This window comes from Mycobacterium sp. E2699 (genome assembly GCF_001666745.1).
Lineage (GTDB): Bacteria > Actinomycetota > Actinomycetes > Mycobacteriales > Mycobacteriaceae > Mycobacterium.
The window spans coordinates 1-26,823 of the sequence record NZ_LZJH01000033.1 but is presented as its reverse complement, the minus strand read 5'-3'; the positions used below and the strand labels follow the sequence as shown (position 1 = coordinate 26,823).

35 protein-coding genes and 1 pseudogene are annotated in these 26,823 nt (G+C 68.3%); 6 read left to right on the top strand and 30 right to left on the bottom strand.

Annotation, left to right across the window (positions count from 1 at the left end):
* Positions 1-4: 4 nt before the first annotated feature.
* From rplE to A5696_RS28640, 8 genes are all read right to left on the bottom strand, one after another.
* Positions 5-568: a 50S ribosomal protein L5 gene (rplE, locus tag A5696_RS03300; protein WP_067873377.1), complete on the bottom strand. Its 564-nt coding sequence runs from the start codon at positions 566-568 to the stop codon at positions 5-7.
* A complete protein-coding gene (gene rplX, locus A5696_RS03295) occupies positions 568-885 on the bottom strand; it encodes a 50S ribosomal protein L24 (RefSeq protein ID WP_067873374.1) in 318 nt (105 codons plus the stop codon). Before rplX ends, rplE begins: the two co-directional genes overlap by 1 nt.
* Positions 886-1,254 carry a 50S ribosomal protein L14 gene (gene rplN / locus A5696_RS03290; protein WP_003403649.1) on the bottom strand — a complete coding sequence of 123 codons (369 nt, stop codon included), beginning with the start codon at positions 1,252-1,254 and terminating at the stop codon, positions 886-888.
* A 145-nt stretch (positions 1,255-1,399) separates the two neighbouring features.
* Entirely contained in the window at positions 1,400-1,936 is a 537-nt protein-coding gene (locus tag A5696_RS03285) for a DinB family protein (RefSeq protein WP_067873372.1), read from the bottom strand.
* A 69-nt stretch (positions 1,937-2,005) separates the two neighbouring features.
* Entirely contained in the window at positions 2,006-2,965 is a 960-nt protein-coding gene (locus A5696_RS03280; protein WP_067873369.1) for a DUF4436 domain-containing protein, read from the bottom strand.
* A 218-nt stretch (positions 2,966-3,183) separates the two neighbouring features.
* A complete protein-coding gene (locus tag A5696_RS03275; RefSeq protein WP_067873366.1) occupies positions 3,184-4,074 on the bottom strand; it encodes a formylglycine-generating enzyme family protein in 891 nt (296 codons plus the stop codon).
* A 12-nt stretch (positions 4,075-4,086) separates the two neighbouring features.
* Positions 4,087-5,025 (bottom strand): DUF4436 domain-containing protein, encoded by a 939-nt coding sequence (locus A5696_RS03270; protein ID WP_067873363.1) that lies wholly within the window; start codon positions 5,023-5,025, stop codon positions 4,087-4,089.
* Between the two features lie 103 nt (positions 5,026-5,128).
* Positions 5,129-5,254, bottom strand: a complete 126-nt coding sequence (locus tag A5696_RS28640; RefSeq protein ID WP_255380933.1) for a hypothetical protein — start codon at positions 5,252-5,254, stop codon at positions 5,129-5,131.
* 66 nt (positions 5,255-5,320) lie between these two features.
* Between A5696_RS28640 and pstS the strand changes: the two genes are divergently transcribed.
* Positions 5,321-6,448 carry a phosphate ABC transporter substrate-binding protein PstS gene (pstS, locus tag A5696_RS03265; RefSeq protein ID WP_067873360.1) on the top strand — a complete coding sequence of 376 codons (1,128 nt, stop codon included), beginning with the start codon at positions 5,321-5,323 and terminating at the stop codon, positions 6,446-6,448.
* Between the two features lies 1 nt (position 6,449).
* Here the strand turns inward: pstS and A5696_RS03260 are convergent, their stop codons facing one another.
* From A5696_RS03260 to rpsJ, 14 genes are all read right to left on the bottom strand, one after another.
* The gene (locus A5696_RS03260; RefSeq protein WP_067873357.1) at positions 6,450-7,373 is read right to left on the bottom strand and encodes a DUF4436 domain-containing protein; all 924 of its coding nucleotides are present in this window, start codon (positions 7,371-7,373) and stop codon (positions 6,450-6,452) included.
* Positions 7,374-7,427: 54 nt separating this feature from the next.
* Positions 7,428-7,634, bottom strand: a complete 207-nt coding sequence (locus A5696_RS03255; RefSeq protein ID WP_067873354.1) for a hypothetical protein — start codon at positions 7,632-7,634, stop codon at positions 7,428-7,430.
* Between the two features lie 13 nt (positions 7,635-7,647).
* Positions 7,648-10,008 carry an arylsulfatase gene (locus A5696_RS03250; protein WP_067873351.1) on the bottom strand — a complete coding sequence of 787 codons (2,361 nt, stop codon included), beginning with the start codon at positions 10,006-10,008 and terminating at the stop codon, positions 7,648-7,650.
* Positions 10,009-10,124: 116 nt separating this feature from the next.
* Positions 10,125-10,487 carry a 30S ribosomal protein S17 gene (rpsQ, locus tag A5696_RS03245; protein WP_369803280.1) on the bottom strand — a complete coding sequence of 121 codons (363 nt, stop codon included), beginning with the start codon at positions 10,485-10,487 and terminating at the stop codon, positions 10,125-10,127.
* Positions 10,484-10,717 carry a 50S ribosomal protein L29 gene (gene rpmC, locus A5696_RS03240; protein WP_067873346.1) on the bottom strand — a complete coding sequence of 78 codons (234 nt, stop codon included), beginning with the start codon at positions 10,715-10,717 and terminating at the stop codon, positions 10,484-10,486. Before rpmC ends, rpsQ begins: the two co-directional genes overlap by 4 nt.
* On the bottom strand, positions 10,717-11,133 hold the full coding sequence (rplP, locus tag A5696_RS03235; RefSeq protein ID WP_066907369.1) for a 50S ribosomal protein L16: 417 nt from the start codon (positions 11,131-11,133) through the stop codon (positions 10,717-10,719). Before rplP ends, rpmC begins: the two co-directional genes overlap by 1 nt.
* 3 nt (positions 11,134-11,136) lie before the next feature.
* Positions 11,137-11,982 carry a 30S ribosomal protein S3 gene (gene rpsC, locus A5696_RS03230; RefSeq protein WP_067873343.1) on the bottom strand — a complete coding sequence of 282 codons (846 nt, stop codon included), beginning with the start codon at positions 11,980-11,982 and terminating at the stop codon, positions 11,137-11,139.
* Positions 11,982-12,527, bottom strand: coding sequence for a 50S ribosomal protein L22 (gene rplV, locus A5696_RS03225; protein WP_067873341.1), 546 nt, complete (start codon positions 12,525-12,527; stop codon positions 11,982-11,984). The genes rpsC and rplV overlap by 1 nt, the downstream gene beginning before the upstream one ends.
* Positions 12,524-12,805 (bottom strand): 30S ribosomal protein S19, encoded by a 282-nt coding sequence (rpsS, locus tag A5696_RS03220; protein ID WP_066907363.1) that lies wholly within the window; start codon positions 12,803-12,805, stop codon positions 12,524-12,526. The genes rplV and rpsS overlap by 4 nt, the downstream gene beginning before the upstream one ends.
* 12 nt (positions 12,806-12,817) lie before the next feature.
* Positions 12,818-13,660, bottom strand: coding sequence for a 50S ribosomal protein L2 (gene rplB / locus A5696_RS03215; RefSeq protein ID WP_067873338.1), 843 nt, complete (start codon positions 13,658-13,660; stop codon positions 12,818-12,820).
* A 30-nt stretch (positions 13,661-13,690) separates the two neighbouring features.
* Complete coding sequence (gene rplW / locus A5696_RS03210; protein ID WP_067873335.1) at positions 13,691-13,993, bottom strand: 50S ribosomal protein L23; 303 nt, start codon at positions 13,991-13,993, stop codon at positions 13,691-13,693.
* Positions 13,993-14,658, bottom strand: a complete 666-nt coding sequence (gene rplD, locus A5696_RS03205; protein WP_067873330.1) for a 50S ribosomal protein L4 — start codon at positions 14,656-14,658, stop codon at positions 13,993-13,995. The genes rplW and rplD overlap by 1 nt, the downstream gene beginning before the upstream one ends.
* Positions 14,658-15,311: a 50S ribosomal protein L3 gene (rplC, locus tag A5696_RS03200; RefSeq protein WP_066907347.1), complete on the bottom strand. Its 654-nt coding sequence runs from the start codon at positions 15,309-15,311 to the stop codon at positions 14,658-14,660. The genes rplD and rplC overlap by 1 nt, the downstream gene beginning before the upstream one ends.
* A gap of 13 nt (positions 15,312-15,324) precedes the next feature.
* On the bottom strand, positions 15,325-15,630 hold the full coding sequence (gene rpsJ / locus A5696_RS03195) for a 30S ribosomal protein S10 (RefSeq protein ID WP_003873519.1): 306 nt from the start codon (positions 15,628-15,630) through the stop codon (positions 15,325-15,327).
* Positions 15,631-15,681: 51 nt separating this feature from the next.
* Here rpsJ and A5696_RS29055 point away from each other — a divergent pair.
* Positions 15,682-15,936: pseudogene (locus A5696_RS29055) on the top strand (hypothetical protein); the annotation flags it as partial.
* 43 nt (positions 15,937-15,979) lie between these two features.
* Here A5696_RS29055 and A5696_RS03190 read toward each other — a convergent pair.
* Complete coding sequence (locus tag A5696_RS03190) at positions 15,980-16,588, bottom strand: TetR/AcrR family transcriptional regulator (protein ID WP_255380943.1); 609 nt, start codon at positions 16,586-16,588, stop codon at positions 15,980-15,982.
* Positions 16,589-16,829: 241 nt separating this feature from the next.
* On the opposite strand from A5696_RS03190, the gene A5696_RS03185 reads away from it, so the two are divergent.
* Positions 16,830-18,338 carry an MFS transporter gene (locus A5696_RS03185; RefSeq protein WP_231964214.1) on the top strand — a complete coding sequence of 503 codons (1,509 nt, stop codon included), beginning with the start codon at positions 16,830-16,832 and terminating at the stop codon, positions 18,336-18,338.
* A gap of 132 nt (positions 18,339-18,470) precedes the next feature.
* Positions 18,471-19,331, top strand: coding sequence for a PE family protein (locus tag A5696_RS26860; RefSeq protein ID WP_082956420.1), 861 nt, complete (start codon positions 18,471-18,473; stop codon positions 19,329-19,331).
* Between the two features lie 18 nt (positions 19,332-19,349).
* Here A5696_RS26860 and mftG read toward each other — a convergent pair whose 3' ends face one another.
* The 7 genes from mftG to mftA form a co-directional block, all read right to left on the bottom strand.
* Positions 19,350-20,771, bottom strand: coding sequence for a mycofactocin system GMC family oxidoreductase MftG (mftG, locus tag A5696_RS03175; protein WP_067873321.1), 1,422 nt, complete (start codon positions 20,769-20,771; stop codon positions 19,350-19,352).
* Positions 20,772-20,787: 16 nt separating this feature from the next.
* Positions 20,788-22,206 (bottom strand): mycofactocin biosynthesis glycosyltransferase MftF, encoded by a 1,419-nt coding sequence (mftF, locus tag A5696_RS03170; protein ID WP_067873317.1) that lies wholly within the window; start codon positions 22,204-22,206, stop codon positions 20,788-20,790.
* Complete coding sequence (gene mftE / locus A5696_RS03165; RefSeq protein WP_067873314.1) at positions 22,203-22,934, bottom strand: mycofactocin biosynthesis peptidyl-dipeptidase MftE; 732 nt, start codon at positions 22,932-22,934, stop codon at positions 22,203-22,205. The genes mftF and mftE overlap by 4 nt, the downstream gene beginning before the upstream one ends.
* A 205-nt stretch (positions 22,935-23,139) precedes the next feature.
* Complete coding sequence (gene mftD / locus A5696_RS03160; RefSeq protein WP_067873312.1) at positions 23,140-24,321, bottom strand: pre-mycofactocin synthase MftD; 1,182 nt, start codon at positions 24,319-24,321, stop codon at positions 23,140-23,142.
* Between the two features lie 2 nt (positions 24,322-24,323).
* Positions 24,324-25,487 (bottom strand): mycofactocin radical SAM maturase, encoded by a 1,164-nt coding sequence (mftC, locus tag A5696_RS03155; RefSeq protein ID WP_067873309.1) that lies wholly within the window; start codon positions 25,485-25,487, stop codon positions 24,324-24,326.
* Positions 25,484-25,759, bottom strand: coding sequence for a mycofactocin biosynthesis chaperone MftB (mftB, locus tag A5696_RS03150; RefSeq protein WP_231964213.1), 276 nt, complete (start codon positions 25,757-25,759; stop codon positions 25,484-25,486). The genes mftC and mftB overlap by 4 nt, the downstream gene beginning before the upstream one ends.
* Positions 25,760-25,764: 5 nt before the next feature.
* Entirely contained in the window at positions 25,765-25,854 is a 90-nt protein-coding gene (gene mftA, locus A5696_RS03145) for a mycofactocin precursor MftA (RefSeq protein WP_067873302.1), read from the bottom strand.
* Between the two features lie 87 nt (positions 25,855-25,941).
* Here mftA and mftR point away from each other — a divergent pair, with 87 nt between their 5' ends.
* A complete protein-coding gene (gene mftR / locus A5696_RS03140; protein WP_197516880.1) occupies positions 25,942-26,538 on the top strand; it encodes a mycofactocin system transcriptional regulator in 597 nt (198 codons plus the stop codon).
* A partial coding sequence (locus A5696_RS03135) for a DUF2332 family protein (protein WP_156738230.1) occupies positions 26,535-26,823 on the top strand: 289 nt, incomplete at its 3' end. The genes mftR and A5696_RS03135, both read left to right, overlap by 4 nt.

Sequence of the window (26,823 nt, the reverse complement as noted above, 5' to 3'; positions counted from 1 at the left end):
TTAGTCAGTTCTCCTTGAACGGAAAGCCGAGGGCCCGCAACAGCGCTCGCCCTTCGTCGTCGGTCGTCGCCGATGTGACGACGTTGATGTCCATGCCGCGGACCCGGTCGATCTTGTCCACGTCGATCTCGTGGAACACCGACTGCTCGGCCAGTCCGAACGTGTAGTTGCCGACGCCGTCGAACTGCTTGGGCGAAAGGCCCCGGAAGTCCCGGATACGCGGCAGCGCGATCGAGGTGAGCCGGTCGAGGAACTCCCACATCCGGTCCCCGCGCAGCGTCACCCGGGCGCCGATCGGCATGCCCTCGCGCAATTTGAACTGTGCGATGGACTTGCGCGCCTTGCGGATCTCGGGCTTCTGACCGGTGATCAGCGCCAGGTCGTTCACCGCGCCGTTGATCAGCTTGGCGTCGCGGGCGGCGTCGCCGACGCCCATGTTGACGACGACCTTGGTCACGGTCGGGATCTGCATGACGTTGCCGTAGTTGAACTGCTTCTGCAGCGCATCGCGGATCTCGTTGGCGTAGCGCTGCTTGAGCCGCGGCTGGGTCTTCTCTGCGGTGCTCATCAGATGTCCTTGCCGTTGCGCTTGGAGATGCGGACGCGCTTGCCGGTTTCCTCGTCCACCCGGTAACCGATCCGGGTGGGCTGGCCGTCCGAGTCGACCACCATCACGTTGGAGACGTGAATCGGCGCCTCCTGCGTGACGATGCCACCCGAGCGCGCGCCGCGCTGGTTGGTCGAAATCGCGGTGTGCTTCTTGATCCGGTTGACGCCCTCGACAAGCACGCGGTTGCGTTCCGGGTACGCCTGCAGCACCTTGCCCTTGGCGCCCTTGTCCTTGCCCGCGATGACCAGGACGGTGTCGCCTTTGTGGACCTTCATCTACAACACCTCCGGGGCGAGCGAGATGATCTTCATGAATCGCTTCTCGCGCAGTTCGCGGCCAACCGGCCCGAAGATGCGCGTGCCGCGCGGGTCGTTGTCGGGCTTGATGATCACCGCCGCATTCTCGTCGAACTTGATGTAGCTGCCGTCGGGACGCCTGCGCTCCTTCACCGTGCGCACCACGACGGCCTTGACGACGTCGCCGCGCTTGACGTTGCCGCCGGGAATGGCGTCCTTGACGGTGGCGACGATGACGTCACCGATGCCGGCGTATCGTCGCGACGAACCGCCGAGCACCCGGATGCACAAGATCTCCTTGGCGCCGGTGTTGTCGGCGACCTTCAGCCGCGATTCCTGCTGAATCACTCGATCTCCTGACCTGGTTCACGTGCACGGCAGGAGGCAGGCAAAACCCACCCTGACATGCGCGGTCTTGAAACACTTTTGTCACCGAAGGGCACGCGGGGCCGATTCGCACCGGCCGAGGTCTGCCCAAGGCAACCCCTAGAGTCTAGGGGACGACCAGCTCAGAGCCAAATCTGCGGATGTCGGCGACATGATGGACGCCTTCGTGCATCGCCTGGCGCACCAGCCAGCGCGCGGTGCGGCGCTCGCCCGGCAATCGGCTGCCGATGCGATCCCAGTCCTGCGTGCGGCTGACCTCGTCGCGGAACCCGGCGGTGCCGGCCGCCAGCTCGTCGAGCGTGGCGTCGATGTCGCAGTCGTTGTACCGGAAGCGGCGGGCCCGCAGGTCGTTGAACATCGGCTCGAAGGCGGGTTCCTGCTCGATGCGGGTGCGGTGCAGCCGGATGGTGAAGCTGACGTAGACGTCGCGAACGTGGCAGAGGTACTCCGCAACCGACCACACGCCGGGAGCCGGCCGCAGCCGGCGCGCGTCGGGCGCAATCGCGCCGATCGCCTCGCGGATCGCATTGGGCAGGCCCGCGATGACGGCGACGGCATCGTCGATCCGCGTGTCCGGGTAAGCGACCGCGCAGGTCTCGCAGACGTGGTCCTCGGCGGCAAGCGGCGGTAATGGCGCGGGCATACACAAATCCTGCACCCCGACCGGTGGCGGAGCCTCATGGCCGTGACAGCCGGCGCAAATAACGCCCGATCAGTCCCCTTGCCGGACCCAGGCGAAAATGTACAGGCTCATGGCCGTCACGAGGGCGATCAGCACCCACTGCACGATGGCCTGGTCTATCCAGGAACCGGGCGGCGGGGCGCCCGGAAGGATGTTGCGCAACGGGACGATCGCGAAGAGGTTCGCGGCGTACCACGTCGCAAAGGGCGGCAAGAACTTCCTCCTGCCCAGCGCCATCGGGATGGCGACCATCAGCGCCAAGGTGGGCAGGCTGATGAGGACCAGGCAGATACCCAGGTCGAAGATCAGCGGGCCCTTGGCTCTCTTGAACGTGATGACGACGTTCCCGTTGTCGCTGCCACGCTGGGTCGGGAGCGCGGCGGGATCGTGCAGCCGCTGGACGCTCACGTCCCAACCGTCCAATTCCCCGGTGACCTCGACGCGAGCGGGTACCTTCTTGATGTTGTCGCCGGACCCGACGAACGCGTCCGCGGAGATCGGTTCGGTCCGGTAGGAGTCGAAGGGCCAGTTACCGGGATCGCCGTGCGCCTCGATGGTGGTGCTGAGTTGCGCCGGCGCCTTCCCCTTCGGATAGTGCAGGTCCCCCAGGTCGCTCGTCGGGTACAGTCGCACGCCAACGTCGGTGCCCAGTACGTCGAAGCGATTGTCGTAGGCCGAAATCCCTGGATAGACAAGCACATTCACCGTGAGACGATTCGCGACGGTCTTCAGCTCCTCGAGGCGCAGCTGCACGATCGTCGCATCGCCCCCGCCCTGGCTGAGGTCCAGTGGGGGAAGCGGGGCCTCTGCTTCCTGCAGCTGGTGCACGCCGAACAGGGACAGGGCGTAGGCGGCGACGACGGCGAGCAGGATGGTCACCCCGATGGCGATTCGGGGTTTCCGGTACTGTTTGCCCGACGGCGGCGGTGGCGTCGGCGGCGTGTCCGAGGGTGGTGGCGGAGCCGGCGTCGTCTGCGCCTCAGCGGTCATTGCTGACCCGCGCGGACAGTCGAAATCGGCGGGCTGAAACTCACTGGCGAAATCCGGCTCGTCTGGGGCAACACTGATCAGATGCTAGCGAACTCGCGCGAGCGTCGCGCGACGACGAAGGCCCTGTCACTCGCCGTCCATCCGGCGGTAACCCGCCGGTCGTTTTTGCTGTCGGGCGTGCGGGGCGGCGGGCACCGGCCGAGCCGGCGCGCGACGATCTAACCCGACGCGGAATTTGCCACGCAGCGAAATCCGATGTGGGTTGTCGCCGTGTCCTGTGACTGCGGCGACCGCGCGGCCGGACGGTAGCGGTTGCAATACTCCGGCGCGCAGAGATGCGAACCGCCCTTCAACGTCTGGCTGACGGACGGATCCGCCGGACCCGTTGGCGCGCAACAGGCTTTCGGGGGTTGATCGAGCCGGTGGTGTGCGGAGAACTCGGTGGTGGTCCATTCCCAGACGTTGCCGATCATGTCGAGCAGACCGAACCCGTTGGGCGGGAAGGTCCCCACAGGCGAGGTGCCCACCCACCCGAGCGCCCCGTCGTTGCGATACGGGAATCGTCCCTGCCACGTGTTGGCCATCAGCCTGCCATCGGGATTCGGCTCGTCCCCCCACGAGTAGGTCGTCGCGGTTCCGGCGCGGGCGGCATACTCCCACTCGGCCTCGGTCGGGAGCCGCCGACCGGCCCAGCACGCGTACGCCGCCGCGTCGGGGTACGCCACCTGCACCACCGGGTGATCGGCCCTGCCCTCGAGATCGCTGCCGGGTCCGAACGGATTTCGCCAGTTGGCGCCCGGTACCCAGTCCCACCATTGCCGCCAGTCACGCAGGTCCACCGGGCCGGGCGTCGGACGGAAGACCATGGCGCCCGGACAAAGGTCGTCGGGATCGGCCCCCGGGTAGAGTGCCGGGTCGATCGGCTGCTCGGCGACGGTCACATAGCCCGTGTCGGTGACGAATTCGGCGAACTGCGCGTTGGTCACCGGATGGCGCTCCATCGCGAAGGCCGCCACCGTCACCGTATGGATCGGTGCCTCCTCGGGATAAAAGCTCGTCGAGCCCATGCGGAACGATCCGCCCGGCAGGTCGACCAACTCGGTGAGCACCGCTCCAGCGTATTAGTCCGTTTGTCGGTACCAGGTGACGAAGAAAAGGATCATCGCCACCACCAACGCGATCAGCACCCAGAGCACCAAGGCCTGGTCGACCCAGGCGCCCGCCGGCGGGGAGCCGGGTAAGAAGTTGCGGATGGGGATCACGGCGAAGAGCACCGCGGCGAACCACGTGACGAACGGTGGCAGGAACTTGCGCTTCCCCGTCACCATCAGGATGGCGATCGTCAATGCCAGTGCGGGTAGGGCGAACAGGACCAGGCAGATGCCCGCGTCGAAGATCAGTGTGCCCTTTGACCTGTGCAACGTGATGATCACGTTGTCGGGGCGCTCCGATTCCTGACTGGCTTCGCCCACGCGCCGGACGCTGACATCCCAGCCGTCCAGCTGCCCGGTCACCTCCACCCGGGCGGGGATGTATTGGCGCGCATCGCCCTGGCCGACGAGCACCTCCGCGGAGAGGGTGTCAGTGCTGTAAGAGTCGAACGGCCAGTTGTTGGGATTACCGTGCGCCTCGATCGTGGTGGCGACCTGGGCCGGCGACTTCCCGGCCGGGTAGATCAGGTCGCCCAGGTCGTTCGGCGGATCCATGCGCACCGCGGTGTCGGTCGTGAGGACATCCAGGCGCTTGTCGAACATCTTGTCCTGGGGGATGACAAGAACCTTCACCGTCAGGCGGTTTGCGGCGGTGTCCAGCTTTTCGAGGCGCACCAGCACGACGGTGTCGTCGGTTGCGCTGAGGTCCGGCGGCTTGATCGGTTGCGCCGCATTGAAGAGCAGGTGGACGCCGAACAGCGACAGCCCGTAGACGATGAGGAAGACCATGAGGGCGCCGAGGCCGACCACCATGCCTCGTCGGCCCCGCTTGGTCGGCGCTGCGGCCGGCGGTTCCGGGTTCGTCGGGGTCGTCGGGGGCGGTGGTGCTGGGGGAGCCTGATGCGTCATCGGTCAACACCTCCTGGGTGTGCGGAAGCTCAGCGGGCAAGCACACGAGGATTAGATCGTAGCGAACCGACGCCGTCCACGCCTATATCGAAATTTCCTCTCCTCAGTAGGCAATTTGCGTCAACCCGCCGAACACGCGTTCGCCACCCAGCGAAACGCGGCGCGACGTCGGCGAGGCGGCCAGTTCATCCGTTGTTGGTTTGCCTGTTAATTCGATGGCTGTAAACAACGACGTGTATCCCTACACTCAGCTCGCCGCCGACGCCGGGCGCCAGCATCGCCTGGAGGCATCAACATGAAGCACAAGCGCTCCACCGCCGCCGTCAGCTCTCTGGCCGTGGCGGCCCTGGTGCTCTCGGCGTGCAGCAATGCCCACGCAACCCTGGCCTATGCCGTCGGGGCGAAGGTGGACTGCGGCGGCAAGCAGACCCTCATCGCCAGCGGCTCGACCGCGCAGGCCAACGCCGTGACCAAGTTCATCGACGCATACCACAAGGCCTGCCCCGGACAGACCCTCAATTACACCGCGAATGGCTCGGGCGCCGGGATCAGCGAATTCCTCTCCGGCAAAACCGATTTCGGCGGATCAGACATACCGCTGTCGGGTGACCAATACGCCGCCGCCAAGCAGCGGTGCGGCGGGGCCGATGCATGGAACCTGCCGGTCGTGTTCGGCCCGCTGGCCATCACCTACAACCTCGGCGCCGTCGATTCGTTGGTGCTGGACGCTCCGACCATGGCCAAGATCTTCAACGGCACCATCACGCGCTGGGACGACCCGGCCCTCACCGCTCTCAATGCCTCCATGCCGGCCGAGGACATCCGCGTCATCTACCGCAGCGACGCGTCGGGCACCACCGAGAACTTCCAGTCCTACCTGCAGGCCGCGTCCGGCGGAGCGTGGAACAAGGGCACCGGGAAGATGTTCAACGGTGGGGTCGGAATCGGCGCCGCGGGGAACAAGGGCACCTCGGAGCTGGTGAAGGCCACCGAGGGCGCGATCAGCTACAACGAACTTTCATTCGCGCTCCAGCAAGGGCTTTACGCCGCCGAGATCAAGACTCCGGCGAGCCGCAGGTCGCTGCGGCCGGTACGGATCGGCACCGACACGGTCGGCAAGACGATCACCGGCGCCAAGATCACCGGCGCGGGTAACGATCTCGTCCTTGACATCTCGTCGTTCTACAACCCCGCCCAGCCCGACGTCTACCCGATCGTGCTGGCCACGTACGAGATCGTCTGCTCGAAATACCCGAGCGCCGATGTGGGGCGGGCGGTCAAGGCGTTCCTCCAGGCCGCGATCGGCCCCGGCCAGCTCGAACTCGCCAGAAATGGCTACATCCCGCTGTCGCCCGCGTTTCAGTCAAGGGTGTCGAGCGCCGTCGACGCCATCAGCTACGCGGGGGCGGCCGAAGCGGAATAGGTCAGGCCTTTTTCGGCTGCCTTCGGTCGCGTTGCTGCCACCAGCCGAACAGGAACAAGGCCATCGCGGTGACGAGGCCGATCAGCACCCAGAGCACAACGGCCTGGTCGATCCACGAACCGTAGGGCGGGCTGCCCGGCAGGATGTTGCGCAGCGGGACGATGGCGAACAGCATCGCGCCGTACCACGTCGTCATAGGCGGCAGGAATGACGTCTTGCCGAGCGCCACCGGGATCGCCACCCACAGCGCCAACACCGGCAGCGCGATCAGCACCAGGCAGATGCCGATATCGAAGATCAGCGGGCCCTTGGCCCGGTGCAGGGTGATGGTGACGTCGTCCTGGATGTCCGGGTTGGAGTCTGCGGGGTCGTGGACGCGCGTGGCGGTGGCGTCCCAACCGTCGAGCTTCCCGGTCACTTCGACGCGGGCGGGCACCTTTTCGCGGTTTTGGCCGGAGCCGGTGAACACGTCCGCCGCGATCACCTGGGTCTTGTAGGTGTCGAACGGCCAGTTACCCGGGTCGCCCTGCGCCTCGATGGTGGTGCTGACCTGCGCCGGCGCCTTGCCCACCGGATATTGCAGGTCTCCCAGGTCGTTCTCCGGGTAGAGGCGCACGGCCGCGTCCGTCGTGAGCACGCCCAGGTTCTTGTCGTACAGCGAATCCTTCGGGTAGACAAGCACATTCACCGTCAACCGGTTCGCTAAGGTATCCAGCTTCTCGAGGCGCACCTGCACCACGCTGTCATCGGCCTCGACCTTGCTGAAGTCCACCGCGGGCAGCGGAGGGGCCGACTTGGCCAGCAGGTGCACGGCAATCAGGGACAGCACGTAGATGACGATGATGGCGACGACGACGCCGAACGCGATCGCAAGGCGAGGTCCTCGGGCGGGGGGCGCCTGCGGTGGCGGCGCTTCGGTTGTCATTGCGGCATCACGGGGCCAGATGCTACCGCCCGCTTGCGCCGAAATGCGGTCTTTTCAGGGGATGACGACGGCGAATTGCTGCATGGCCGTGAATTTCGCCGCGTCGAAGCCGGGCGCGCCGCCCGGCACCGGCTCGGCCGGATCCGACCGCCTGGGCGCGGCGGAGCTCGTCGACGGGGCCCTCCCCCCGTTGCGGACAGCGGTGCCACCGGTCGTCCTCTCGCAGCCCACCACCGCCCCCACCCGCAGCAGGGCAGCCACGCCGATCGTCAGCTCAGTCGCGCGAAAAGGCAAACGCGAGTTCCCTTTCCACGTCCTCATACGGCCTGCCCGAGAGGTCGACGGTGACCTGGGCGATGGTGCCGCCGGTGAACGTGAACGGCGCCTTATAGCGGCTGGACACTCCCGACCCGCCATTGTGCCCGACGGTGATCCCGGCCCCCGCCAGGCCGAACGTCCCGGGGTGGGTCGTCACGTCGGGCAGCGTTGCGACCACCTCGTCATCGACGAAGAGCGCGAGGTCGCCCAGCGGGGTATGGCTGTTCGCAACCGTCCCGGTCCGCGCGTAGCGGACACCGAACATGTGGCGCCCCAGCGGGACCGGGCCGGACGAGGACACCAGCTGCTGGCGCTCACCGAGGAAGTTGTAGACGTAGTGCAGCCGCCCGTCCTGGATGAACAGGACGTGCCCGCCGTGCGCGCCGCCCTGCTTGAACAGCACGCCCTCGGCGCCGGCGGTGTCCACGGTCACGTCGGCCAGAACGGCGAACGAGCGGCCACGAATCTCGGCGGCCGCGCCGATGCCCACGTCCGCGCAGTGCGGGTAGTACGTGTAGCTGTCCCGTTCGCCGACCAGGTAGGGCCGCGTTCGCATCATCGTCTCGACGATGTTCAGGTCCGACAGCGGCAGGCCGTTGTACTTGGCGGCCTCGGAAAACCACAGCGCCTTGAGCTCTTCCAGCTTCTCGGGTTGGTCGGCGGCCAGGTCGTGGCACTGGCTGCGGTCGGCCTCGATGTGGTACAGCTCCCATCGGTCGGCGTCGAAATGCGACCAACCGGCCGGCGTCGCGGCATGGACGGTGTTGGCGAACCAGCCCTCATGCCAGATCCCCCGGGTGCCCAGCATGGTGTAGAACTGGGTCTTCTTCCCGGTGCCGGCGGCCGCATCGTCAAGGGCCGCTTTGAAACTCACCCCGTCCAGTGGTTTCTGTGCGATGCCCTTGACGGTCTCGGGCGGCTCCATGCCCAGCAGGTCGAGGACGGTCGGCGTGATGTCGCAGACGTTGACATAGGTGTCGCGCACCTCGCCGTGCGCCGCAATGCCGTTGGGCCAGGAGACGATTGCCGTGTCGGCGATGCCGCCCTCGTGGGACGCGTAGCGCTTGTACAGCTTGTAGGGCGTGTTGAAGGCCATCGCCCACCCGATCGGGTAGTGGTTGTAGGTCTCCGGGCCGCCGAGGTGGTCGAAGAGCTTCATGCTCTCCTCGACGGTGTCGATGTACCCGTTGAAGAACTTGCCCTCGTTGACCGACCCGTTGGGGCCGCCCTCGCCGCTGGCGCCGTTGTCGGAGATCACCACGATGATGGTGTTGTCCAGCTGGCCGGACTCCTCGAGATAGTCCAGGATGCGCCCGATCTGGGCGTCGGTGTAGCTGAGGAAGCCGGCGAACACCTCGGCCATCCGGCAGAACAGCTTGCGCTCTTCGTCGTTCAGCGAGTCCCACGGCCGCACCGTGTCCTGCAGCGGCCAGGGCTCGCCCTGCGGGCCCTTGACGTCCGAATACGGGTTGACCGGTGACAGTTCGGTGTCCGGTGGCACGATCCCGAGCGACTTCTGCTTTTCCAGCACGACCTCGCGGTACTTTTCGTAGCCCATGTCGAATCGGCCGGCGTAGCGGTCCGCCCACTCCTTGAAGACGTGGTGCGGCGCGTGCCCGGCGCCCGGGCACACGTAGCTGAACCACGGCTTGTCCGGCGCGATCACCTTGGCGTCGCGGATGAACTCGATCGTCTTGTCCGCGAGGTCCTTCGACAGGTGGTAGCCGTCCTCCGGTGTCCCCGGCGGGCTGACCGGATGGTTGTCGTAGACCAGGTCGGGGTACCACTGGTCGGTCTCGCCGCCCATGAATCCGTAGAACCGCTCGAAGCCGCGCGAGGTGGGCCAGTGCCGTTTCGTCGACGCCAGATTGGACTCCTCGAGCGGCGTCAGGTGCCACTTGCCGACGCAGTACGTGTTGTAGCCCCGCTCGGCGAGCATCTCGGAGAGCAGCGCGGTGTCCGCGGGAATGCGCCCGTTGCAGTTGGGGAACCCGTCGGTGAATTCCTCGATGGTGGCCATGCCCACGGTGGTCGCGTTGCGCCCGGTCAGCAGCGACGCCCGGGTCGGCGAGCACAGCGCGGTGGTGTGGAACTGCGACAGCCGCACGCCGCGCTCGGCGATCCGCGTCATCGCCGGCATCTCGACCAGGCCGCCGAAGCAGTCCCACGTCGCGATGCCCGTGTCGTCCCACACCAGATACAGGATGTTCGGTGAATTCTCCGGTGCCGTCGGCGCCGCGTACGGACCCCAGTCCGGCTCCGAATCCCGGATGTCGAGCTCGATCTTGCCGTGAAACTCGCGCGAGTCAGTGGACATGCGCCGAGCGTAACGCCACCGCGATTATTCCGGCCTTCTTTCGCAGTGCGGTTACGCTCGGCAACACAAACGCCCGAGACCGCGGGGGTCTCGGGCGTTTCTGCGTTGCCTGCGGGCTACTTGGCCTTCTCGAGGATTTCAACCAGCCGCCAGCGCTTGGTCGCCGACATGGGTCGCGTCTCCATCAGCGAGACGCGGTCGCCGATGCCGGCGGTGCTGTTCTCGTCGTGCGCCTTGACCTTCTTGGTGGTCCGGATGATCTTGCCGTACAGCGGGTGCCGCATGCGGTCTTCCAGCTCGACCACGATGGTCTTCTGCATCTTGTCGCTGACCACATAGCCGATGCGCACCTTGCGCCGGCCACGCGTTTTCGGGTTGGCCGGAGTGTGCTTGGGGCCCTTGTCTTTCGGCTCGGCGTCGGTTGCCGCGGCCTTCTTCGGGGCGGCCTTCGCGGGCGCCTTCTTAGCTTCTGCCATCACGAATCCTTACCATCGGGCCCGCTGGCCAGGCCCAGTTCTCGTTCGCGCAGCACCGTGTAGACGCGCGCGATTTCCTGACGCACGGTGCGGAGCCGGCGGTTGTTGGTGAGCTGTCCGGTCGCCATCTGGAAGCGCAGGTTGAACAGCTCCTCCTTGGACTCGCGCACGCGCTCGGCGAGTTCTTCGTCGGTGAGCTCGCGCAGTTCGCCAGGCGAAATTCCCAGTGCCATCAGAACTGATCCTCTCGGGTCACGATGCGTGCCTTGATCGGCAGCTTGTGGATTGCGCGGGTGAGCGCCGCCCGGGCCACCTGCTCGTTGGGGTAGCTGAGCTCGAACAGCACCCGGCCCGGCTTGACGTTGACGACCCACCACTCCGGGGAGCCCTTACCCGAACCCATCCGGGTCTCGGCGGGCTTCTTGGTCAGCGGGCGGTCGGGGAAGACGTTGATCCACACCTTGCCGCCACGCTTGATGTGCCGGTTGATCGCGATACGGGCCGACTCGATCTGGCGGTTGGTGACGTAGGCGTGCTCGAGGGCCTGGATGCCGTAGTCGCCGAAGTTCACCGCCGTGCCGCCGCTGGCGATGCCGCGCTGACGGGGGTGGTGCTGCTTGCGGTGCTTGACCTTGCGGGGAATCAACATGATTCAGCTCTCCGTGCTCTGTGGTTCGAGGGGAGGCGCGGCTTCGGTCGGGGTCGCCACGGCGCTGTCCTCGGCGCCCGCCGCGCGGCCGGCCTCGGTGCTGGTCGCGGTGGTGCCCGACGCGCCGCTACGCCGCGGACGCGTGCCCGACGGCCGCTCGCGGCGCGGACGCTCGGCGCCGGCCGGGGCCCCCACTCCCGAGGCGGCCAATTCGCGCTTGCCGCCGACGATGTCGCCCTTGTAGATCCACACCTTCACGCCGATCCGGCCGAAGGTGGTCTTGGCCTCGTACAGGCCGTAGTCGATGTCGGCGCGCAGGGTGTGCAGCGGCACCCGGCCCTCGCGGTAGAACTCCGAGCGGCTCATCTCCGCGCCGCCCAGGCGGCCGGAGCACTGGACCCGGATGCCCTTGACGTTGGGCTGCCGCATCGCCGACTGGATGGCCTTGCGCATCGCGCGGCGGAACGCCACCCGGTTGCTCAACTGCTCGGCGACGCCCTGGGCCACCAGTTGCGCCTGGGACTCGGGGTTTTTGACCTCGAGAATGTTGAGCTGAACCTGCTTGCCGGTCAGCTTCTCCAAATCCGCGCGGATCCGGTCGGCCTCGGTGCCGCGGCGCCCGATGACGATGCCGGGGCGGGCGGTGTGGATGTCGACCCGCACCCGGTCGCGGGTGCGCTCGATCTCGACGTCGGCGATGCCGGCGCGCTCCAAGCCCGTGGACAGCAGCCGCCGGATCGCGACGTCTTCCTTGACGTAATCGGCGTATTGCTTGTCGGCGTACCAGCGGGACTTCCAGTCCGTCGTGATGCCCAGCCGGAAGCCGTGCGGATTGATCTTCTGGCCCACTAGTCTGAGCCTCCCTTCGCGTCAGAAGCCTCAGAAGCCTTGGCCGGGGCCTTCTTTGCCGGCGCCTTCTTCGCGGCCGGCGCTTTCTTGGCGGGTGCCTTCTTGGCGCCCGAACCAGGACCAGCCTTCGCCGCGGCCTTGCTTGCCTCGGCGCGACGGGCCCGCGTCGACTTCGCCGAACCCTGATCCTTGGCCGGCCGGCTTTCCACCACCACGGTGATGTGGCTGGTGCGCCTGCGGATTCGGAACGCGCGGCCCTGGGCGCGCGGACGGATGCGCTTGGCGGTGGGGCCCTCGTCGGCGTAGACCGTGGCGACCACGAGGGTCGCCGGGTCCAGGCCGTTGTTGTTCTGCGCGTTGGCCGCCGCGCTCGCGATCACCTTGGCCACCGGTTCGCTCGCGGCCTGCGGCGCCCAGCGCAGGATGTCCAGCGCATCGTTCACCGACTTGCCGCGGACCAGGTCGATCACCCGGCGCGCCTTGGTCGGCGACACCCGGACGAACCGGGCCTTCGCGACCGCCGACGGGAATTCAGTTGTGGTCATCGCCGCTTGGCCTTCCGATCATCCTTGATGTGCCCCTTGAAGGTGCGCGTCGGGGCGAACTCGCCGAGCTTGTGACCCACCATCGCCTCGGTGACGAACACGGGGACGTGCTTGCGCCCGTCGTGCACGGCAAAGGTGTGGCCGATGAAGTCCGGAATGATCGTCGACCGGCGCGACCAGGTCTTGATGACCTGCTTGGTGTTCTTCTCGTTCTGGACGTCGACCTTCTTGAGCAGATGGCCGTCGACGAACGGGCCCTTCTTCAGGCTGCGTGGCATGTCTGGCTGCTCCTACCGCGAATGCTTCTTGCCGGTGCGCCGGCGTCGGACGATGAGCTTGTTGCTCTGCTTGTTCGGGTGGCGGGTGCGGCCTTCCGGCTTGCCCCACGGGCTGACCGGGTGGCGACCGCCGGAGGTCTTGCCCTCACCACCGCCGTGCGGGTGGTCCACCGGGTTCATGACGACACCGCGGACCGACGGGCGCTTGCCCTTCCACCGCATGCGGCCGGCCTTGCCCCAGTTGATGTTCGCCTGCTCGGCGTTGCCCACCTCGCCGACGGTGGCGCGGCAACGCACGTCGACGCGGCGGATTTCGCCGCTGGGCATGCGCAGCGACGCGTAGCTGCCTTCCTTGCCGAGCAACTGGATGCTCGACCCCGCCGAGCGCGCGAGCTTGGCGCCGCCGCCCGGCCGCAGCTCCACGGCGTGCACCAGGGTGCCGGCCGGGATGTTGCGCAGCGGCAGGTTGTTGCCCGGCTTGATGTCGGCGTTGGCACCCGACTCCACCACGTCGCCCTGCGAGAGGCCAAGCGGGGCAATGATGTAGCGCTTCTCGCCGTCCAGGTAGTGCAGCAGCGCGATGTTGGCGGTGCGGTTCGGGTCGTACTCGATGTGCGCGACCTTGGCGTTGACGCCGTCCTTGTCGTTGCGGCGGAAGTCGATCACCCGGTAGGCGCGCTTGTGCCCACCCCCCTTGTGGCGGGTGGTGATCCGGCCGTGCGCGTTGCGACCGCCGTGCCCGTGCAGCGGACGCACCAGCGACTTCTCCGGCTCCGCGCGGGTGATCTCGGCGAAATCGGACACGCTGGCACCGCGGCGACCCGGGGTCGTCGGCTTGTACTTACGAATTGCCATGTCTAGTCAGGTCTTTCTCTCGTCGCCGCGCTAGCTCGGTGCGCCGAAGAGGTCGATCGGCTTGCTGCCCGGCGCCAGCGTGACGATGGCCCGCTTGGTGCTCTTGCGCTTGCCGTATCCGGTCCGGGTGCGCTTGCGCTTGCCCTGTCGGTTCGCGGTGTTCACCGAGGCGACCTTCACCGAGAAGATCTTCTCGACAGCGATCTTGATCTGCGTCTTGTTCGAGTCGGGATGCACCACGAACGTGTAGACGTTCTCATCGAGCAGCCCGTAGGACTTCTCGGAGATGACCGGCGCCAGGATGATGTCCCGGGGGTCAGCGATGGTCGCCATCAGGCCGAAACCTCCTCGGCAGAACTGGTTTTGGCCGTGTTGGCCGCGATGTAGGCATTGAGCGCCTCGACGCTGAACACCACGTCGTCGGAGCGCAGCACGTCGTAGGTGTTGAGCTGGTCGGGCGTCAGGACGTGCACGCCCGGCAGGTTGCGCACGCTTTTCGCACCGGTCTCGTCGGTGCGGCCGATGACGAGCAGCACCTGCTTGCGCTCGGTCAGCGTGCTCAGAAATGCCCGGGCGCTCTTGGTGGAGGGGGTTTGGCCCGTGACCAGCTCGGTGACTGCATGGATGCGGCCGTTGCGCGCCCGGTCGGACAGCGCCCCACGCAACGCCGCGGCGATCATCTTCTTGGGCGTGCGCTGGCTGTAGTCGCGCGGCTTGGGACCGTGCACGACGCCACCGCCGGTGAACTGCGGGGCCCGCGTCGAACCCTGCCGCGCACGGCCGGTGCCCTTCTGCCGGTACGGCTTGCGCCCACCGCCGCTGACCTCGCCGCGGGTCTTGGTCGAGTGCGTGCCCTGGCGGGCGGCCGCCCGCTGGGCGGTGACCACCTGGTGCATGAGCGCGATGTTGGCCTCGACGTCAAACAATTCGGCGGGCAGCTCCACGGAGCCGTCGACCTTGCCGTCGGGCGTCTTCACGTCAATCTTCTGCGCCGCCATTACTTCTCACCTCGTTTGATCGCGCTGCGGACCATCACGAGTCCACCCGTGCGGCCGGGGACCGCGCCCTTGATGAGCAGCACGCCGTTCTCGGTATCGACCTTGTGCACCACCAGGTTCTGCACGGTCACCCGGTCGTTGCCCATCCGGCCGGCCATCCGGGTGCCCTTGAACACCCGCGCCGGGGTGGCGCAGCCGCCGATGGAGCCCGGCCGGCGGTGCACCGCCTGGGCCCCGTGGCTGGCGCCCTGACCGCGGAAGCCATGCCGCTTCATCGTTCCGGCGAAGCCCTTGCCCTTGGAGGTGCCGGTCACGTCGACATAGGCGCCGTCGGCGAAGATCTCGGCCGTCAGTTCCTGGCCGACCTCGTATTCGGCGGCGGCGTCCGGATTGTCCAGACGCAGCTCGGCCAGGTACCGGCGCGGGTTGACCCCCGCCGCGGTGTACTGGCCGGTCACCGGCTTGTTGACCTTGCGCGGGCTGATCTCGCCGTATGCCAACTGCACGGCGCTGTAGCCGTCGCGCTCCGGCGTGCGGATGCGGGTCACCACGTTGGGGCCGGCCTTGACCACCGTCACCGGCACAACCCTGTTGTTCTCGTCGAACACCTGCGTCATGCCCAGCTTGGTACCCAGAATGCCTTTGCGTGCCATGAGTCTGGATCTCCTACTGGATGTTGACGTCGACGCTGGCCGGAAGGTCGATGCGCATCAGCGCGTCGACGGTCTTCGGCGTCGGATCGAGGATGTCAATCAACCGCTTGTGCGTGCGCATCTCGAAGTGCTCCCGCGAGTCCTTGTACTTGTGCGGGGAGCGGATGACGCAATACACGTTCTTTTCGGTCGGCAGCGGCACCGGACCTACGACGCTGGCACCCGTGCGGACGACGGTCTCGACGATCTTGCGCGCCGATGCGTCAATAGCCTCATGGTCGTAGGCCTTAAGCCTGATGCGGATCTTCTGTCCCGCCACGCTTCTCCTACCCTCACTCCTACTTGAAGCCCGTCGTCCGGGCTTACGTCCATGTCTCAGTGCCCCCCGGAGCGCCGATCGACCGCCCAATCCTGGGCCGGTCGAGCGTCGCGCCGGATACTGCGCCGCTGTTTACCTGTCGTGGTCCACCGGCCCCCGCGGTCGGGTGTGTCACCCTTACGCAGCCTCTTCCGCGGCCAAAATTAGTCGCGTTCCGAGGATGGGACCGGACGCGCCCGTTTGGGCGCTGGTCGTATGCCCGGCCAGGCGCAGAACCTGGCGAAAGGCAACCCGAACAGTATGCCCTAGATCGCGGCGCGGACAAAATTTCGGCGCCGGCGGCGACGCCTCAGGCACCTGCCGATTCGATACTCGCCGCGGCGGCCCGCTGCTGTGCGCGCTGAACGTGCAGGAAACCGTCGACGGCCGCCCGCGCACACTCGCGATAGTCGAAGTCGGGGAGGGTGGACAGGCGCCCCAGCACCAGCGGGCCGATCAGCAGGGCGATCGCCCGCGACCGGTCGACCTCGCCCAGCTCGGCGGCCGCCTCCGGGCTGTCGAACACCGCGTCGAACGGCGCGGCGTACTGCTGGGCGATGCGTTCCCGCAACGAGGTGATCGAACAGCTGTCGGCGTCCGCGTCGCGCGGTTCGGGCAACCCTTCCAGGTCCGGTCCCAGGGCCAGCCAGGACATGGCGGTCAGCAGCGCCGGGGCCTGCGCCACGGCTTCGGCCTGGGCCAGCACCAACGCGACGAGCCGATCGCGCAGCGACCCTTCTGCCGGGGGCGTCGGCGAGGGGGGTATCAGGCTGTTGAACGCCGCCGCCAGCAAATCATTTCCACTCGGGAAGTGGCGATACAGGGTAGCCCTCGCTACGTTGGCGGTACGGGTGACCGCATCGACGGTCACCGCGCTGGGACCACCGGAACGCAGAAGCGCGGCAGCGGCTTCGAGCAGGCGGGCCCGGGACCGCGCCGGCCGGGGATCGGTACTACCGCCGGTAATTGTGAGCCACCTCTCCGTTTGGAAACAAGACTATCGGTCTACCTACAAGACTATCGGTCTCAAAACTTCCCCGCCCCCCGTTAGGAGGCGCTTTCGTATGGTCGAAACGCTGGTACGGCCTGATAAGCGTACTGATTCGGCAACCATCGGCGGTAGCCCCCGTGCCCGAAACTGGACCCTGACGGTCGCCTGCATGGGCGTCGCGCTGGTCGTCGGGTCGATGACGGCGCTGAACACCGCGCTGGGGGATCTCGCGGTGGCGACATCCGCGACGCAGACGCAGCTGACCTGGATCGTCGACGGTTATACCTTGGCGCTGGCGTGCCTGCTGCTACCCGCCGGGGCCATCGGTGACCGCTATGGCCGGCGGGGCGCGCTGCTGACCGGTCTGGTGGTTTTCGCACTGGGCTCGGCCACACCGGCGATCCTCCATAACCCTCTGGAGATCATCGCGGGACGGGCGGTGGCCGGTGTCGGCGCCGCCTTTGTGATGCCCGCGACGCTGTCGCTGCTGACCGTCGCCTATCCGAAACAAGATCGGATGAAGGCCGTCGGCATCTGGGCCGGCACGGCCGGTTCCGGTGGGGTCATCGGAATGCTCGGATCCGGCCTGCTGCTTCGCTTTTGGGACTGGCACGCGATCTTCTGGTCACTGGGCGTAGCCGGGATGGTGATCTTCGCCCTGGGGTGCACCATCGCATCGTCGCGCGAGGCCGACGCTCCCCGCATCGACTGGCTCGGTGCGGTCCTCATCGCCGGGGCCGTCGCGATCGCGGTGTTCGCCATCCTCGAAGCGCCCGACCGTGGTTGGACCGACTCGCTGGTCTGGGGCGGCCTGGTCGCGGGTGCTGTCATCGCCGTCGCGTTCGGCGTCGTGGAGTTCCGGCGGCGGCAACCGCTGCTGGACGTCCGGTTGTTTGCCGACCCCAATTTCGCCACCGGGGTGGCGGCGATCGTCATGCTGTTCGGCGCAACGTTTGGCTTCTTCTACATCGGCATGCAATACGTCCAGCAGATCATGGGTTACTCGCCGCTGACGACGGCGATCGCCTTCGGTCCATTCATGGTTCCGCTGGGCATTTTCTCGGCGCTGTCGTTCTGGTATGTGCCGAAGCTGGGCCTGCGACTGGTGCTGTTCGTCGGCACGCTGTTCATGGCCGCCGGCTTTGCGTGCATGTACGGACTCGGCCTGCATTCGACGTATTCGCAGTTCGCCTGGCCGACGTTGATACTCGCCACCGGCATCGGAATGTGCACGGCGCCTACGACTTCGGCGATCATGAGCGCGGTTCCCGACGAAAAGCAGGGCGTTGCCTCCGCGGTGAACGACACATCTCGCGAAATGGGCGGGGCACTGGGAATCGCCGTCGCGGGTTCGATCCTGGCCGGGCGCTACTCACACGAGCTCGCGCCGAAGCTTTCCGGCTTTCCGGACCCGGTTCGCGGACCGGCCACCGATTCGCTGGCCAAGGCCGTCGAGGTAGCCGGCAAGCTCGGACCGCAGGGGCGCCAGTTGGCCGAACTCAGCAAAGCCGCATTCCTGACGGCCCTCCATGCTTCGACCATCACGATGGCCGTGATCGTCGCCATCGCGGCAGTGCTCATCGGATTGTGGGCTCCGGGGCCCGACGGGCGACAGCTGAGGCTGGTGCGCCGGATCGCGACCGCCGGGGGTTCGCGCGGAGCCGCTAAGCCGGAGTAAATCCAGATTGGCCGCGTGAGCCCAAAGTTCACCTGAAAACGCCTCGGCCGCCTCGCGAAGGGCGCTAGCATCCGCAGAAGCGGAGTCCGTTATGGGGGTGCGGACGCCGTCGAGGCTACCCGGGGGAGCGGAATGTCCTATGTGATCGCAGCGCCGCAGTACGTGGCGGCCGCCGCAGTCGATCTGGCGAACATCGCATCCATGGTCAGCGACGCCAACTCCGCCGCGCTGGGCCCCGTGTCGAGCGTGCTGCCCGCAGGCGCCGACGAGGTGTCGGCCAGCATCGCCAGCCTGTTCGACGCGCACGCCCAGGTGTACCAGGCGCTCAGCGCCGCGGCGCAGGCGTTCCACACGCAATTCGTCCAGCTGATGAGCGCGGGCGCCGAGCAGTACGCCCTGACCGAGGCCGCCAACGCAAGTCCCCTGCAAACCGTCGAGAGCATGGTGACCGGCAATACGCCCGGCCAGGCGCTGTCGACCGCGCAGCCGCTGATGGGCACCGCGGCCTCGGCGGGTTCGGCGGCCGCGGGGGTGCCGGCGTCCATGGCCGGCCTGGCCGGTGGCGCCGCGCCGGCCCACGCGGTCCCCGCGGCGGCGGTCACGCCGGCTCCGGTGACTCCCGTCGCGCTGGCACCGACGGCTACGCCGCTGGCGGCGGCGCCGCTCGCCGCGCCGATGGCATCGACGCCGTTGGCCCCGGCCGCCGCGCCCGCGGCCGCGATGTCGGCGGCTTCGCCGGTGGCGGAGGTTTCTCCCCTGGCGCCGGTGTCAACCGCGGCTCCGGTGGCGGCCGTCGAGGCCGAAGCACCGGTGTTCTCCCCCGCCACCGCGGCGCAGGCGCTGCCGATCACCACGCCGCTCAACACCGCGCCCGCGGCGACGCCGAACTATTCTCCGGCGACGCCGGCCTACTCCCCGGCGGCGGCGGGATCCCACGAGGAGCAACCGGCGGCGACGGGCGTGCCGATCGAGATGCAGCCTTACCAAGCCTGATTCGGGCTTCGGCGGCACTCAGTCGACGAATTCCGCGGCCCGGTGCCCAAGCATCACGATGGTCGCGTGCGGTCCGCGGCTGGTGATCGCCGGCAGGATGGAACCGTCTATGACCCAAAGGTTTTCGAGGCCATAGACCCGACAGCGCGGGTCAACCACGGCGCCCATCGGCGCGGTGCCGCACAGGTGTTGGGACGTCGACCACACGGGCGGCCCGACGGACGCTGCGGCACCGGCTAATTCGCGGGCGAGTTCACTGCCCTCCCGCAGCGCGGCGACGTCGTCGGGCTCGCTGTCGTAGCGGTGCTCGATCCGTGGCGGCACGGCGGGATCGGCCGAGACCAGCGTGACGCGTCCGCGCGACCGCGGGCGCATCAGCGCCACCCCGATGTGCGGCCAGTCGGGATGTCCGGCGGTGCCGTCACCGGTCATCGCGACGAAGCCGCCGGTGTAGGGCCTGACCTCGAGGCCGTCGGCGGTGCCGAGCACGACCTCGAGCACGGGCCGGCCGGGGGCCACCGTCCAATTGGTCGGCAACACCCATTCGGGGTGGTCGCTGCACGACGTGCCCACCGGCAGCGGCGCCAGCACCGGCACGCCGGCCGCGCGCAGCGTGGCCTCGTCGCCGACCCCGGACAACATCAGCAGGTGCGCGGACTGAATCGCCCCGGCGGACAGGACTATCCGGTCCGCGGACAACTCCATCGGGCCGTGCGGGCCGATCGCGTCGACGCCGACCGCGCGGGTGCCGGAGAAACGCAGCCGAACCGCCCGGGTGCGCTCCAGCAGGGTCAGGTTGGGCCGCGCGAGCGCCGGCAGGAGGTAGGCGGCGCCGGGTCCGGTGCGGACGCCATCGACGATGTTCAGCGGAACCGCGCCCAGCCCCGAAATCGGTTCGGGCCCGGAGTCGTTGAGGTCCTCGATCCAGCGAAATCCGGCCCGCCCGGCGGCCGCAATGAAAGTTTCTGTGCTACCGGTCATTTCGAGGGTCCGGCGCACCGCGATCGGGCCGGTCCTGCCGTGGGCGAGGCCGTTGAAATCGAGGTCCGTCTCGATGGCCCGGAAGTGCTCGAGCACGTCCGACCATGCCCAACCGGGCAGCGCTGCCCGGTCGAAGTCACTGGCGAGCGCCCGGCAGAAATAGCCGCCGTTGACGGCGCCCGACCCACCCACCGTCTTCCCGCGCACGATCGGAAGCTTCAGGTCATGCCGATCGGTGAGGTGGGTCAGGTACCGCTCGGCCACCGGGCTGCCGACCCCGATCGGCAGCTGCGAACCGTTGGCGGTCAACGCCAGCAGGTCCGGATCGGCGAGACCGGGGCCCGCCTCGAGGACGGTCACGGTACGGCGTGGATCGCTGGAAAGCCGTTCGGCGACAACCGATCCGGCGCTCCCGGCGCCGACGATCAGCACGTCGCTGCGCGGGACGGCCGCGGTCAAGGCGTCTTCAAAACCGTTATGTGCGGATCTGTGGCTTGAGCGCCCGCGCGTTGCGTTCGCGCGCGACGCCCCACCACAGCCCGAGGCCGTAGGCCAGGTCGTCGATGCGCTTGAGCAGCAGGTAGGTCAGCAGCCCGATCGGTTCGGCCTCGTCGCCGGTGGCATCGCGGCGGCGCAGCCAGTCCACCACGCCGTCCATCACGGCGGCGACCAGCACCACCCGTCTGCAGTGCCGCGACAGGACGGCCGCGACGAGCGCCACCGGCCAGTAGTGCCGGCAGACGGCCGACGCCAGCTGCAGCGCCGCCGCCCACAGGCCGCGGGTCGCGATCGCGGCCACGTCCCACAGCGAGGTCTCGGCGCTGCGCATCGCCCTGGCGATCCGCCGGCCCGTTACCAGGGCGACGACGATCGAGGCGAGCTGGCTGAGGCTGGTGCCCAGCGCCATCAGGGTCCAGGCCATCAGCGCCCAGCCGGAGATCACCACCGGCGCGGTCTTGTCCGGGTGACGCACCGACAGCGGGGCGGCCGAGCCGCCATAGAATGCCTTGCGCGCAAGCCAGTCCCGCAATTCGGTGCGGTGGTCGTGCGCGACCTGCGCGATCGGCTCGTAGCGCAGGCGGTTGCCCGCCTCGATGAGCCGCCAGCACAAGTCGACGTCCTCCCCGGACTGCATCGTCTCGTCGAACCCGCCCACGTCGCGGATGGCCGAGCGGCGACAGATGATGGCCGCGCTGGGGACGTAGGACACCGTGCTGTGCGGCAGCACCGGCGCCTCGCGCTCCCCCAGGTCCAGCGACGAGTGCACCGCCTCGTAGCGCGCCACCACGTTCTCGCTGTGCGACAAACCGACGATGCGCGGCGCCACCAGGGCGACGGTGGGATCACAGAAGTGACCGAGCAGGGCCTCCAGCCATCCCCGGCGCGGCGTCACGTCGGAGTCCAGGAACGCGACGAAGTCGGTCGCGCAGGCGGCCAGCCCGGTGTTGCGCGCCGCGGCCGGGCCCTTGCTGTACGAGTGGCGCAGCACCTCGACGTCGCAGTGTGCGCCGAGGAAGTCTTCGGGTTCGATGGGCGGGAACGAGCCGTCGTCGACCACCACGACCCGCAGCCCGCGCAACGAGCTCACCAGGCGCCGAACGCCGGAAACGTTGTCGCGCACCGGGATTACCACGGTCACGTCGCGGTGCGACGGCCCGCCCGCGGGCCGGGGGTGGGCCACGGTGGCGTCGAGCAGTGTGCGCGCCAGTTGCGCGCTGACGTCGTCGCGGACCTTCAGCCGGCCGTCGGACAGCATGCTCTGGGCGGCCGGGGCCAACTTCAGCAGACGTGTCGGCGAGCCGCCCAGCAGTGCCGAACCGTCGCCGAGCACCCGCACGCGGCGATCGACCTGGACGGCGAACCCGTCGGGCAGCCGCGTCGCCGGCGCGGTCATGTCAGCATCCCGTCGCGCCCGGGCGACCACCGGGCGACCCGGCGGACGCAGTCGTCGACCATCTCGGCGAAGATGCGCTTGCCCTCCGCGGCGGTCGCCGTCGTCGGGTCCCCCAAGACCCCGACCGGGCTGACCGCCGCGACTCCCCCGCGACGCATCGAGGGCAGCAAGTCGGCCAGGGGCGCCCGGTTGCCGGCGAGCCACCTGTCGGTCAGCACCTCGGTCGGCGAGATATGCAGCAATACGGATGTTTCGGTATGGCCGGCGTGGGCGTCCCCGCCGGCGGCGACGCACGGGCACCACCCGGCGTCCCGGCCTTCGCCGCGCAGCCGCGCGACCGCACCGCTCAGCGCGGCGGCGTTGCCGCCGTGGCCGTTGACGAAGAGCAGCCGCGGGGCCCAGCAGGCGGCTGACCTGCCGTACTCCACCAGGAGCGACGCCAGGGCATCGGTGCCGATGGAGATCGTGCCGGCGAAGTCCTGGTGCTCGCCACTGGCGCCGTAGGCGATGGCCGGCGCCACCAGCCAGGGTTCGCCGAGGCGGGCCCGGGCCCCACGGGCGACGGCGGCCGCGATACGGGTGTCGGTGTCCAACGGCAGGTGCGGACCATGTTGTTCGGTCGATCCCAGCGGGACAATTATCGACGGCGAGGTGCTTAATAGCTGGCTTGACGTCGCCGTTGCTAATTCGCCGAGTACGGGCACTGGCTGATGGTAGGACGAATTCACCTGGCGTGCACCAATTGTTGACCCTCCAAAATATTTTTTTTCTGGCTTGTTCACCTGGCGGTCGAATTCGACGGCTCGTCCGTCACGGTTACCTCGCGAGCACCACAATTGTTGCCGCTGTCGAATGAGGCTAAAAGGGCTTTCCGAAGGCCAACTGAAAACGGCTCAGCTCAAATCCCGGCTAAAGTGCCCAACGTGCCCGAATTTAGGCGGGCGGCACGCCGAGCGTCCGCGTGAAACCCGCCGGCACCAGGATGTCGTCCGGGCCGAGGTCGTGAACCGACGAGCGCCCCAGACCCATCAGCGCCGAGTCGATGCCGCCGCGCAAGATGTCGAGGACGTTCTCCACCCCCGCCTGCCCGGCCGCGGCCAGGCCCCACAGGTATGCCCGGCCGATCATCACCGCGCGCGCGCCCAGCGCGACCGCCTTGACGACGTCGCTCCCGCGCCGGATGCCGCCGTCGAGCAGCACCTCGACCTGATCGCCGACCGCCGCCGCGACCGCGGGCAGGGCGCGGATCGACGCCGGGGTGCAGTCCAGGTTGTTGCCACCGTGGTTGGATACCGAGATCGCCGAAACCCCGGCGTCCACAGCCCTTTTGGCGTCATCGACGCGCATCACGCCCTTGAGCATGAAGGGTCCGCCCCACAGCTCGCGCAGCCAGGCGATGTCCTCCCAGGTCGGCGGCGGCGTCCCCATCCACTCGCCGTAGGCGGCGAAGAAGGGCGGCCCGGGTTCGCCGCGGCGGCCCTGGTTGGGCACCCGCAGGTCCGGCGGGCGCAGCGTCTTGCCGTACTTCCACAACCAGCGGGGCTTGAAGACCGCCTCCGGGGACTGCCGCAGAACGGTCCGCAGGTTCATCTGCTCGGGGATCTTCGGGCTGCCCCAGTCGCGCCCGTGGGAGAACGACCAGTCGGTGGTGACGATGAGACCGACCGCGCCGGCCTGCCGCGCCCGCTCCACCCGCTCGGCAATCGCGTCGCGCCCACCCAGCCAGTACACCTGAAAGAACACTTTCGGGTTTGCGGCGATGACCTCCTCGATGGGCTTGCTGGCGAAGGACGACAGGCCCATCGCGGTTCCCCGCGCCGCCGCGGCCCGCGCTACCGCCACCTCACCGTCCGGATCGACCGCCTGCACGCCGGTCGGCGAGATCAGCACGGGCATGGAAATGTCTTGCCCCATAACGGTGGTCGATTGGTCCCGCTTCTCCGGCGCACCGACGACGTGCGGCGCAAATCCCAGTTCGCTGAACGCCTCGACGTTGTTGGCGACGGTGATCCCCTTTTCGCTGCCCGCGACCAGCGCCGAGTAGACGGATTTCGGGAGCCGCCGCTTCGCGCGCTGCTGGGCGATGGCCACCGTTTCGAACCATTGGCCGGCCACGGTTACACCGGGCTTTCGTTGCAGAGGCGCGCCGGCGGTCGCGACAGCGTCAGGGGGATCGGCCCGGCCTTGCGTGAGTGGTCGGCGCGCGGCCGCGGCTTGTGTCGCTGTAAGGCCAGCGCGGGCTCTCCGTGCCCCTGGACGCATTCGGGATCCGGGCCGTCCATCGGCAGGCCGGTGAAGAATTTGGCCGCCATGCAGCCGCCCCGGCAGGCGTCGTAGTGCCCGCAGCTGCCGCAGGCGCCGGCCGACTGCGGTTCGCGCAGCTCGCGAAACAGCGGGGCGTTCTTCCAGACGTTGTCGAATCCCTTGTCCGACAGGATGTTTCCGGCCAGGAATCGGTCGTGGATGGCGAACGGGCAGGCGTACACGTCGCCCACCGGGTCGATCAGGCACACCACCCGGCCGGCCCCGCACATGTTCAGGCCGGCCAGGGCGCCGGAGGAGCCGAGCGGCGCCAGGTGGAAGAAGGAGTCGCCGGTGAGCACCCGCTCGCCCTTGGCGACCAGCCAGTCGTAGAGCTGAACCTGCTGGGCGGCGGTGGGGTGCAGGTCTTCCCACACGTCGGCGCCCCGACCGGAGGGGCGCAGCCGGGTGATTCGCAGCGTGGCACCGTACCGGCTTGCCAGCATTGCGAACTCGTCGAGCTGGTCGACGTTGTGCCGGGTCACGACGACGGAGATCTTCGCGTCCTTGAAGCCCGCACCGGCCAGGTTCTCCAGCGCGCGCACCGCCATCGCGAACGAACCGGCGCCGCGGACGGCGTCGTTGACCTCGGCCGTGGCGCCGTCGAGGGAGATCTGGACGTCGACGTAGTCGCTGGCGGCCAGCCGCGCGGCTACCTCCGGCGTGATCCGGACGCCGTTGGTGGAGAACTTCACGCCGACGTGGTGCGCGGTGGCGTAGTCGACCAGCTCCCAGAAGTCCGGGCGGACCGTGGGCTCACCGCCGCCGATGTTGACGTAGAACACCTGCATGCGTTCCAGCTCGTCGATGATGTCCATGCACTGGCGCGTGGACAATTCCCGCGGGTCGCGCTTGCCCGACGACGAAAGGCAGTGCACGCAAGCCAGATTGCAGGCGTACGTCAGCTCCCACGTCAGGCAGATGGGCGCGTCCAGCCCGCGCTCGAACTGCTCGATGAGCCGCGGAACCATGACCGTCATGTGGGAGCCTCCTGGGGTACCAACATCTTCGATTCGGCCAGCACGCCCAGCGCGTGCAGGTAGGGCCCCTGCCCCGGGTCGTCCACGCCCGCGGCGCGGCAGGCCGACCGGACGTCGGGGTGGTCGGCCAGCGACCGCACCACCGCCAGGATGGTGCGGTTCTTCAGGAAGGACAGCTTGCGGGTGCCGAAGTGGTAGAGCAGCGCGCCGAACGGCTCGGGGCGAACCGCCACCTGCGGGTGCAACCGCCAGCCGCGATCGGGATCGAACACGCGGGTCAGTAGACCCCGCACATCCCGTCGATCGACACCTCTTCCACCAGGGTCTCGGTGACGAGTTCGGTCGCGGTCTCGGTTTCCTGGTCCATGTGGATATCCTCCCGGTGGGGCTCGACAACGACGGATCGTTCTGGCCACAATATGGCATCGAGTGCCGCAATGGAAGGGCGGGTCTGATGATGCCGCAGTCGCGGGTGGGCCGGCGCCGCTCGACGACACCCGGGCACATCACCGACGTCGCCCTCGAACTGTTCGCCGCCCGCGGGTTCGCCGACGTGAGCGTCGACGACGTCGCCCAGGCCGCCGGCATCGCCCGGCGCACCCTCTTCCGCTATTACGCGTCGAAGAACGCCATCCTGTGGGGCGATTTCGACGCCCACCTCGCCCACCTGCAAGAGCTGCTCGACACCGTCGACCCGCGGGTGCCGCTGGGCGACGCGCTGCGCGCGGCGCTGTTGGCGTTCAACACCTTTGACGAGTGCGAGACCGTCCGGCACCGCCAACGCATGCGGGTCATCCTGGAAACCGCGGAGTTGCAGGCCTATTCGATGACGATGTACGCCGGCTGGCGCGAGGTGATGGCGGGCTTCGTGGCCCACCGGTTGGGCCTCAAGACAACCGACCCGCTACCCCGGACGGTCGCGTGGACGATGCTGGGGGTGGCGCTGAGCGCCTACGAGCACTGGCTGTCCGACGAGTCAGTCCCGCTGCCCGTCGCGCTCGGCGACGCGTTCGACGTCGTCGGCGCCGGGCTGGGAAGCCTGGGCCGATGAGCGCCGGCGTCGAGCACCTGCTACACATGCTGCGCTCGCAGGGACGGTTCTGCGCGGGCTCCGGATCCCCGATGTACGGGGAGCTCTTCGAGTTGGTGGCGTCCGACGTCGAGGCGGACGGCGTCTTCGCGGCCATCCTGTCCGGCCACGAGGACGACCCCTCGCGCCTCGCGGTGCCGCTTCGGCTACTCGGCGGGCTCCACCGGTTGGTGCTCGACGGCCGGGCACCGGCCCTGCGGCGCTGGTATCCCAGCACCGGCGGCACGTGGGACGCGCAGGAAGCCT

Bases quoted from the DNA above. Each gene is read 5' to 3' on its own strand.
- rplE (WP_067873377.1), bottom strand. From the start codon at position 568: ATGAGCACCGCAGAGAAGACCCAGCCGCGGCTCAAGCAGCGCTACGCC.
- rplX (WP_067873374.1), bottom strand. From the start codon at position 885: ATGAAGGTCCACAAAGGCGACACCGTCCTGGTCATCGCGGGCAAGGAC.
- A5696_RS03285 (WP_067873372.1), bottom strand. From the start codon at position 1,936: ATGCCCGCGCCATTACCGCCGCTTGCCGCCGAGGACCACGTCTGCGAG.
- A5696_RS03280 (WP_067873369.1), bottom strand. From the start codon at position 2,965: ATGACCGCTGAGGCGCAGACGACGCCGGCTCCGCCACCACCCTCGGAC.
- A5696_RS03270 (WP_067873363.1), bottom strand. From the start codon at position 5,025: ATGACGCATCAGGCTCCCCCAGCACCACCGCCCCCGACGACCCCGACG.
- pstS (WP_067873360.1), top strand. From the start codon at position 5,321: ATGAAGCACAAGCGCTCCACCGCCGCCGTCAGCTCTCTGGCCGTGGCG.
- A5696_RS03260 (WP_067873357.1), bottom strand. From the start codon at position 7,373: ATGACAACCGAAGCGCCGCCACCGCAGGCGCCCCCCGCCCGAGGACCT.
- A5696_RS03250 (WP_067873351.1), bottom strand. From the start codon at position 10,008: ATGTCCACTGACTCGCGCGAGTTTCACGGCAAGATCGAGCTCGACATC.
- rpmC (WP_067873346.1), bottom strand. From the start codon at position 10,717: ATGGCACTGGGAATTTCGCCTGGCGAACTGCGCGAGCTCACCGACGAA.
- rplP (WP_066907369.1), bottom strand. From the start codon at position 11,133: ATGTTGATTCCCCGCAAGGTCAAGCACCGCAAGCAGCACCACCCCCGT.
- rplV (WP_067873341.1), bottom strand. From the start codon at position 12,527: ATGACCACAACTGAATTCCCGTCGGCGGTCGCGAAGGCCCGGTTCGTC.
- rpsS (WP_066907363.1), bottom strand. From the start codon at position 12,805: ATGCCACGCAGCCTGAAGAAGGGCCCGTTCGTCGACGGCCATCTGCTC.
- rplB (WP_067873338.1), bottom strand. From the start codon at position 13,660: ATGGCAATTCGTAAGTACAAGCCGACGACCCCGGGTCGCCGCGGTGCC.
- rplW (WP_067873335.1), bottom strand. From the start codon at position 13,993: ATGGCGACCATCGCTGACCCCCGGGACATCATCCTGGCGCCGGTCATC.
- rplD (WP_067873330.1), bottom strand. From the start codon at position 14,658: ATGGCGGCGCAGAAGATTGACGTGAAGACGCCCGACGGCAAGGTCGAC.
- rplC (WP_066907347.1), bottom strand. From the start codon at position 15,311: ATGGCACGCAAAGGCATTCTGGGTACCAAGCTGGGCATGACGCAGGTG.
- A5696_RS03185 (WP_231964214.1), top strand. From the start codon at position 16,830: ATGGGCGTCGCGCTGGTCGTCGGGTCGATGACGGCGCTGAACACCGCG.
- A5696_RS26860 (WP_082956420.1), top strand. From the start codon at position 18,471: ATGTCCTATGTGATCGCAGCGCCGCAGTACGTGGCGGCCGCCGCAGTC.
- mftF (WP_067873317.1), bottom strand. From the start codon at position 22,206: ATGACCGCGCCGGCGACGCGGCTGCCCGACGGGTTCGCCGTCCAGGTC.
- mftC (WP_067873309.1), bottom strand. From the start codon at position 25,487: ATGACGGTCATGGTTCCGCGGCTCATCGAGCAGTTCGAGCGCGGGCTG.
- mftA (WP_067873302.1), bottom strand. From the start codon at position 25,854: ATGGACCAGGAAACCGAGACCGCGACCGAACTCGTCACCGAGACCCTG.
- mftR (WP_197516880.1), top strand. From the start codon at position 25,942: ATGATGCCGCAGTCGCGGGTGGGCCGGCGCCGCTCGACGACACCCGGG.